The following is an 8070-nucleotide window of genomic DNA, read 5'->3' as shown; positions in this document are numbered from 1 at the left end:
CCCCGCGCCGGGGGGGGGGGAGGGGGGGGGCATGGCGTGTGTGGCCGGCGTTGATTCCCGTGCAGGCCGCTGCCCCCACCCAACCCTCCCCCAGCGGGGCTGGGGGAGGGCTTTGGGACGCCCTCCGCCCAAGGGAATACTCCCGTGCACATTCGTGTTCACGCCTACAGCTTTCCGGCTGTGTGGCCGCGATGCCGCGCAAATTAGGTTGAAATCCGAAACAACTTGGCAGCAACGAGTTGGGAAGAATCCGCCTGTATCCGCTGTTCGCCTGGGAAATTTCAGAAAAATGTGCCAACACGGCCGCAAAAAGGGGGTAGCTGTCCGTCATTTAACCCAGCATTAACCAGGATCGACTGATCGTCTGCACACCGGAGGCGGGAACTGCGGCAGAGATGGCGCGAAAGACCCCCGCGAATTCGACCACGATGTTTGAAAGGTCCGGAGCATGACCATGACCGGAACCATGCACGAAGTGGCTGGAGGCGTCGGCACCCGCGGCCGGCGGAGCGGGGCGGGCCTCGTGCTGGCGGTCCTGCTGCTGACCGGGTGCCCCGGCACCACCGTCCCCCCGGACACCGCGACGCTGTCCTCCCGCCCGAGCGGGCCGGTGGCGTCCATCCAGGCGCCGCGACCGAAGGCCAAGCCGCCGGTGCGCGCCGAGACCCCCCAGGGGGGCCTGTCGGCCACGGTGCCCAGCGGCATCGGCGTCGCCATGGCTGCCCCGGCCAAACTCGATCCGGACGCGCTGATGGGACTGGACCAGCGCCAGACCAAGCGCCTCCTGGGCGTCCCGGCGGCCATGGAGGACCAGGCTCCGGCCCGGGTGTGGAGCTACGCCAACGGCGCCTGCACCCTGAAGGTCTTCTTCTACATGGACCTGTCGTCCCAGGACTTCCGAGCCCTTTCCTACGATGTGAAGAGCAGCGACCATGTCCCAGATGTCGATCAACGATGCTTCGCCCAACTGCTTGCCCAAGCCGGGGGCGGCAGCCATGAGTAACGCAACGCTGGCGCGCGTCGCGCTGGTCGACGACGACGACCTGTTCCGGGAGTCGCTCGGCCTGAACCTCGGCGACGAGGGCTTCGAGGTGGTCTCCTTCGACCGCGGCGAGCCGGCGCTGGACTTCTTCGCCAACGGCGGCCAGGTCGACATCGTGCTGCTCGACTGGCGTATGCCGAAGATGGACGGCCTCGAGGTGCTGCGCCAGATGCGCGCCCGCGGCATCGACCTGCCGGTCATCTTCCTGACCGTGCTGTCCGACCAGATCTACGAGGAGGCCGCGCTGTCCGGCGGCGCCCTCGACTTCGTCGAGAAGTCGCGCAGCCTGTCGATCCTGCTGAAGCGCATGCGCCTCATCATCGACGGCAACAAGGTGCCGGGCGAGGAGGTCGCCGCCAACGACACCGGCGTGCACCACCTGGGCAAGCTGGAGCTGCGCCTGGACAACAGCCGCGCCCTGTGGGACGGCACCCGCATCGACCTGACGCTGACCGAGTTCAACATCGTCAAGCTGATGGCGACGCGGCCGGAGGAGGACGTCTCCTACCGCGAGATCTACGACCTGGTGCACGGCAAGGGCTTCCTGGCCGGCTACGGTCCCTCGGGCTATCGCGCCAATGTGCGCGCCTTCATCAAGCGCATCCGCCAGAAGTTCCGCGCGGTCGATGCCGAGTTCGACTGCATCGAGAACTACCCGGGCTTCGGCTACCGCTGGGGCGACGGGACCGGTCAGCGCAATGGCAATGAGGACGCGGACGTTGGCCTCCTCGACGACGCTGCCGCTGCTGCGGAGTAACGTGGCCCGGACCCGGTGGCTGTGGCGCTCGCTGGCGAGCCGGCTGGCGCTGCTGACCATCGTGTTCCTGGCCGTGCCGGTGCTGATCTACGATCAGTTCCGGCGCGCCGACGAAACCGGCCAGACCCTGCTGCTGCAGAGCGCGCAGCAGCAGGGCCGGCTGATCGCCCGCGCCATCCAGCCCGACCTGGGCCGCGCCGACCGCGCCAGCCTGCCGCAGATGGGGCAGGTGCTCACCCGCTTCGCCGACGACCGCACGCGCCTGCGCCTGCTGGTCCGCCCGCGCGCCCTGTCGGGCGGTGACGGCTTCTTCTACGTCGGCGCCGCGCCCGCCGTCTCCACCGCCGACCTCGATGCCGAGCGCCGGCAGCTGGTGGAGCAGGGGATCCTCGACCGCCTCGGCTCCAGCTGCGAGGGCAACGTGCCGCTCGCCATGCGGGTGCCGCGCACCTCGGGGGCGGAGGAGGTGCTGACCTCCATCACGCCGATGAACACGTCGTTCGGCTGCTGGGCGCTGGTCACCAGCAACGACACCGAGGCGCTGCTCGGCTCCTCGCTCGGCCGTCCGTACTGGAAGACGACGACCGTGCAGCTGGCCGCGCTGATCTACGTGGCGATGGCCGGTCTGGTGCTGATGGTGCTGGTCGGCGTCATGCGCAACCTGCACCGCTTCGGCGACCTCGCCCGCGACCTCGTCGGCGGCGAGACGCCGGGCGAGAGCTTCGCCCAGCGCAACACCGTGCCCGAGCTGGCCGGCGTCGCCGAGGCCTTCGACAGGATGGTGGACACGCTGCGGCAGAGCGCCATCCAGCTGCGCCGCGCCGCCGAGGACAACGCGCACGCCTTCAAGACGCCGATCGCCGTCATCCGGCAATCGACGGAGCCCCTGCGCCGCGCCCTGCCGGAGGACGACGTCCGCAGCCACCGGGCGCTGACCATGATCGACAAGTCGCTGGACAAGCTCGACGGGCTGGTGTCGTTCACCCGCCGCATGGACGAGGCCGCCGCCGACCTGCTGGAGCCGCCGCGCAAGAAGATCAACATGTCCGCGCTGGTCGAGCGCATGGCCAACAGCTACACCGGCCTGCTGTCGGAGCGGAAGCTGCACATGCGCTCCTCGATCCAGCCGGGCGTGGTGGTGCGCGCCAGCGAGGACATCCTGGAGACGGTGGTCGAGAACGTGGTGGAGAACGCGGTCAGCTTCTCCCCCGCCGACGCCACGGTCAGCGTCCGCCTCAGCCGCAACGGCCGCACCGCCGAGCTGGTGGTGGAGGACGAGGGGGCCGGCGTCGATCCCGGCAACCTGCCGCGCATCTTCGAGCGCTACTTCTCGCAGCGCGAGGCCGGCAAGGGCATGCCCGACACCGACCCGACCGGGCAGACGGCGGAAGGCACGCACTTCGGCATCGGGTTGTGGATCGTGCGGCGCAACATCGAGGCGCTGGGCGGCACCGTGACCGGCGAGAACCGCCGCGACACGCGAGGCTTCCGCATGCGGATCGTGCTGCCGGTGGTGGGATAGATCCTCAGGTGGCGGGGATTTACCACAGAGACACAGAGGCACAGAGATAATCATTCTCCGTGTCTCTGTGTTTTCCCGTTGCGTCGCGTGGATTTCGGGCGTGCGGACGCTGATCAGCTCGCCCCGCCGAAGTAATCATCCTTGTCCCGCACCAGCACCGCGCGCGGCGTCGCCGGCCGCTCCGGTCCGGTGTGCACCGGCACGAAGGGCGCCTTCGGGGCATCCCAGCCCGCGACCAGCGCGTCGAAGCGCAGCGGCGCGCTGGTCAGCATCTGCACCAGCAGCGCGGCGGCGACCAGGGGGATGAGCGCGTCTTCCAGCCGGTTCACGTCCCGCTCCTCGGGTAAGGACATGAAACAAAGCGTACATCGCCGTCCGCTCATGTCAGCCCGTCCAAAGGTCCAGGGTGACGGCATCCCCCGATTGTCGCAGCCGGCAGCCTTGCTGTTGCCACAACCCGCCGCTACGGTTGCCGCGGATCGGAAGGGGTAGCGAACGGCCATGCACGCGATCGTCGTCTACGTTCTCGGTGTGGCGGGTCTGCTGCTGCTGGTCAGCGCGCTGCCGCCGCTGGCGGCGCGGCTGCGGGTGCCGTACACGGTGCTGCTGGCGGCGGCGGGCATCGCGCTGGGTGCGCTGATCAAGGGCGCCACCGTGCTGGACGGGCTGGCCGGTCCGCTGGGCGACTTCTTCGTCTCGCTCTCCGGCCTCGACCTGTCGTCGGAGACGCTGCTCTACATCTTCCTGCCCATTTTGCTGTTCGAGACGGCGCTGGCCATCGACGTGCGCCGGCTGATCGACGACCTGGCGCCGATCCTCGCCATGGCGGTGGTGGCGGTGTTCGTCTGCACCTTCGCGGTCGGCTACGCGCTGTGGGCGGTGTCGCCGATGGGGCTGGTGCCGTGCCTGCTGCTCGGCGCCATCGTCGCCACCACCGACCCGGCGGCGGTGGTCTCGATCTTCCGCGACCTCGGCGCGCCGCGGCGCCTGACCATGCTGGTCGAGGGCGAGAGCCTGCTGAACGACGCCGCCGCCATCGCGCTGTTCACGCTGCTGCTCGGCATGCTGACCCGGCGCTCCGACGGCGGGGTGCTGGAGGCGGCCATCGACTTCCTGCGCAGCTTCGGCGGCGGGGCGTGCGTCGGTTTCGTCCTGGGGCGCCTCGCCTGCCTGCTGGTGACGCCGGTGCGCGACCAGCCGATGGCGGAGATCACGCTGACCGTGGCGCTCGCCTATCTCAGCTACCTGCTGGCCGACCATTACCTGGACGTGTCGGGCGTGGTGGCGGTGGTGGCGGCGGCGCTGGTGGTCGGCTCGGTCGGCAAGACGCGCATCTCGCCCGACACCTGGGTGGCGCTGGAGCACATCTGGAAGCAGCTGGGCTTCTGGGCGAACTCGCTGATCTTCCTGCTGGTCGCGCTGGTCATCCCGCACATCGTCGAGCGCGTGGCGTGGAGCGACGCCGGCTACCTCGTGGTGGCGGTCGCGGCGGCGCTGGCGGCGCGCGGCGTGGTGCTGTTCGGGCTGCTGCCGGCGCTGTCGGCCTTCGGGCTGGCGCAGCGCGTCGGCCACGCCACCAAGGCGGTGATGCTGTGGGGCGGCCTGCGCGGCGCGGTGTCGCTGGCGCTGGCCATGGCGGTCACCGAGAACGGCCGGGTGCCGGCGGGCGTGCAGGAGTTCGTCGCCGTGCTGGCGACCGGCTTCGTGTTCTTCACGCTGTTCGTCAACGGCACGACGCTGCGCCCGGTGATGCACAAGCTGGGGCTGGACCGCCTGTCGCCGGTCGAGCGCGCCATGCGCAACCGCGCGCTGGCCCTGTCGGTCGCCCGCGTGCAGGAGCGCGTCGGCGACCTCGCCCGCACCTACGAGATCGAGGAGCTGGCCACGCAGCGGATGCTCGACCACTACGCCGAGCGTCTGGAGGCCATCGAGGGCGAGCGCCACGCCGAGGCCCCGCTGTCGCAGGCGGAGCGCGTCACCATCGGCCTCGTCATCCTCGTCAACCGCGAGCAGGAACGCTACTACGCCCATTTCCAGGAGGGCATCCTGTCGCGCGGCGTGGTCGAGTTCCTGGCGGCGCGCGCGGCCCGCACGCTCGACGCTGTGCGGGCGCAGGGGGAGGCCGGCTACGCCAAGGCGGCCGACGGCATCATCGACTTCTCGCTGCAGATGCGCGCCGCCAGCTGGCTGCACCGCCATTTCGGCATCCAGCGCCCGCTGGCCCGCCGGCTGGCCATGCGGTTCGAGGTGCTGGTGTCGGTGCGCATGGTGCTGCGCGAGCTGCGCGCCTTCAGCCGGCAGCGCCTCGCCCAGGTGCTCGGCCCCGACAGCGCGGTGGAGCTGGAGGGGCTGCTGGCGGTGCGCCTCGACCGCGTCGAGAAGGCGCTGGCGGCGCTGCGCCTGCAGTATCCGGACTACGCGACGGTGCTGCAGAACCAGTACCTGGGCCGCGCCGCGCTGCGGCTGGAGGCCGCCGACTACCGCGCGCTGCACGCGGAATCGGTGATCTCGCAGGAGGTGCTGAACGACCTGGAGCGCGACATCGCCGGCCGCCGTCGCGCGCTGGAGCAGGCGCCGACCCTCGACCTGCGCCTCGACCGCAACGAGTTGGTGCGTCGCGTGCCCATCTTCGCCGGCCTGGCGCCGGAGCGGGCGGCGCGCATCGTCAAGCTGCTGAAGTCGCGTCTCGTGCTGCCCGGCGAGACCATCGTGCGGCGCGGCGACCGCGGCGACTGCATGTTCTTCGTCGCCTCCGGCGCGGTGGAAGTGCTGGTGCCGGGGCTGGAGATGCCGGTCAAGCTCGGCTCCGGCGACTTCTTCGGCGAGATGGCGCTGCTCAACGGCCAGCCGCGCAACGCCGACGTGCGGGCGCTCGGTTACTGCCAGCTGCTGGTGCTGGAGGAGAAGGACTTCTGGCGCCTCGTGCGCAAGGACCCGTCGCTGCGCACCCACATCGAGGACGTCGCCGCCAAGCGCCGCGCGCCCGCCCGGCTGCCGCAGCCGGTGGCGGTTCCGGCGGGGGAGTGAGCGCATTCCCTTGTTTTTCTTCGTCATCCCCGCGAAGGCGGGGATCCATAATTCTCAAAGCGAGTGGCTGCGGAACGTATGGATCCCCGCCTTCGCGGGGATGACGGCCGAAAGAAGTCCGCGGAACCGGACGACGCAACCCACCCTTGCCCTCACGCCGCTTTCCACCGCTCCCCCGACCGCTTAAACAACCAACAAAACGCAGGGGCGAGAGATGGCGCAGCAGGTTGCCGGCGAGGTGCGGTCGGATTGGGTGCGGGTGATGCCCGCCGTGTTCGTGCTGCTGTGGAGCACCGGATTCATCGGCGCCAAGTTCGGCCTGCCCTACGCCGAGCCCTTCACCTTCCTGCTGCTGCGCATGCTGGCGGTGGCGGCGCTGCTCGGCCTCGTTGCGCTGGTGACGCGCGCCCCCTGGCCGAGGAGCTGGCGGCTGGCCGGGCACATCGCGGTGGCCGGGCTGCTGGTGCACGCGGTCTATCTCGGCGGCGTGTTCTTCGCGATCTCGCAGAAGGTGCCGGCCGGCATCACCTCGCTGATCGTCGGCATCCAGCCGCTGCTCACCGCGGCGCTGTCCGGCTGGCTGCTGGGCGAGCGGGTGTCGGCACGGCAGTGGGGCGGGCTGCTGCTCGGCCTCGTCGGAGTCGGGCTGGTGGTCAGCGAGAAGATCACCGCGGGCACCGGCAGCGCGTTCGGCCTCGGCGCGGCGGTGGCGGCGCTGGTGGGGATCACGCTGGGCACGCTGTATCAGAAGCGCCACTGCACCGGCATGGACCTGCGCACCGGCGCCACCATCCAGTACGCCGCCACCGCCGTCGCCTTCGCCGTGATCGCGCCGCTCACCGAATCGATGCGCGTGCAATGGACGGGCGAGTTCGTCTTTGCCCTGACCTGGCTCACCCTGGTGCTGTCGGTGGGGGCGATCTTCCTGCTGTTCGCGCTGATCCGCCGGGGAGCGGCGGCGCGGGTGGCCAGCCTGTTCTACCTGACCCCGCCGGTCACCGCGGTGGTGGCCTGGGCCATGTTCGACGAGCGCCTGGGCGCCGTGGCGCTGGCCGGCATGGCGATGACTGTGGTCGGCGTGGCACTGGTCAACCGTTCCGCGTAGCGGCCCGCAAGAGACTGCGTGACTTGCGTCCCACGGTGTGTGTATTAATTTTTATCTAGCGGTTGGGACCGGGGCGACCCGGTCCTGCGATCATCGGCAGGGGCGCCATGGAGACTTTCTCGCTCGACGACAGCCGTACCCTCCAGGCCATCGGCATCCTCGCCGACGTGCTGGACGGGGTCTCCGGTCCGGGCGGGCTGGACACCGTGCTGGTGTCCAAGGCGCTGCGCCAAGTGGTCGCCACCAAGTCGCAGCCGGCCTTCGAGTTCGCCACCCGCGCCTTCAACACGCTGGATCCTGCGGTGCGCCGCAAGGTGGCGGCCGACGCCGACACCGCCGCGCGCGACGCGGTCGAGCTGCGCGGCCGCGTCGCCGGCTTCCTCAGCACCGCGCCCCGCAAGGAGCGCGGCGCGGCCCAGGCGCCGACCAGCTTCCTCAACGCCCTCAACCTCCGCCACAAGCGCCGCAACCCCGAGGCGTAACCCTCTCCCGTCCCGGGAGAGGGTGGCCGCGAAGCGGCCGGGTGAGGGTGCCGGCAAGGATCCTTGATTTTACCCTCACCCTCCCGCCGCGATGCGGCGGGGCCCCCCCCCCCCCCCCCCCGGGGGGGGGAAAAA

Annotated in this window: 7 protein-coding genes; 6 read left to right on the top strand and 1 reads right to left on the bottom strand. The window is 70.4% G+C overall.

Features of this window, described 5'->3' with window-relative positions:
• Positions 1-454: 454 nt before the first annotated feature.
• The 3 genes from TSO221_RS33350 to TSO221_RS33340 are packed head-to-tail and all read left to right on the top strand — an operon-like array spanning position 455 to position 3321.
• Entirely contained in the window at positions 455-1003 is a 549-nt protein-coding gene (locus TSO221_RS33350; protein WP_146208988.1) for a hypothetical protein, read from the top strand.
• On the top strand, positions 996-1799 hold the full coding sequence (locus TSO221_RS33345; RefSeq protein WP_247878385.1) for a response regulator transcription factor: 804 nt from the start codon (positions 996-998) through the stop codon (positions 1797-1799). The genes TSO221_RS33350 and TSO221_RS33345 overlap by 8 nt, the downstream gene beginning before the upstream one ends.
• A 1-nt stretch (position 1800) precedes the next feature.
• The gene (locus TSO221_RS33340) at positions 1801-3321 is read left to right on the top strand and encodes a HAMP domain-containing sensor histidine kinase (protein ID WP_247878384.1); all 1521 of its coding nucleotides are present in this window, start codon (positions 1801-1803) and stop codon (positions 3319-3321) included.
• Positions 3322-3434: 113 nt separating this feature from the next.
• Here the strand turns inward: TSO221_RS33340 and TSO221_RS33335 are convergent, their stop codons facing one another.
• Positions 3435-3650: a hypothetical protein gene (locus TSO221_RS33335; RefSeq protein WP_109122767.1), complete on the bottom strand. Its 216-nt coding sequence runs from the start codon at positions 3648-3650 to the stop codon at positions 3435-3437.
• 172 nt (positions 3651-3822) lie between these two features.
• Between TSO221_RS33335 and TSO221_RS36930 the strand changes: the two genes are divergently transcribed.
• The 3 genes from TSO221_RS36930 (at position 3823) to TSO221_RS33320 (ending at position 7935) form a co-directional block, all read left to right on the top strand.
• Positions 3823-6348, top strand: coding sequence for a cation:proton antiporter (locus TSO221_RS36930; protein ID WP_109122766.1), 2526 nt, complete (start codon positions 3823-3825; stop codon positions 6346-6348).
• Between the two features lie 214 nt (positions 6349-6562).
• Complete coding sequence (locus TSO221_RS33325; protein ID WP_109122765.1) at positions 6563-7453, top strand: DMT family transporter; 891 nt, start codon at positions 6563-6565, stop codon at positions 7451-7453.
• Between the two features lie 107 nt (positions 7454-7560).
• Entirely contained in the window at positions 7561-7935 is a 375-nt protein-coding gene (locus TSO221_RS33320) for a hypothetical protein (protein ID WP_109122764.1), read from the top strand.
• Positions 7936-8070 lie beyond the last annotated feature (135 nt).

This window comes from Azospirillum sp. TSO22-1 (assembly GCF_003116015.1).
Lineage (GTDB): Bacteria > Pseudomonadota > Alphaproteobacteria > Azospirillales > Azospirillaceae > Azospirillum.
The sequence above is the reverse complement of the archived record's forward strand: the minus strand, read 5'-3'. Positions and strand labels throughout refer to the sequence as shown.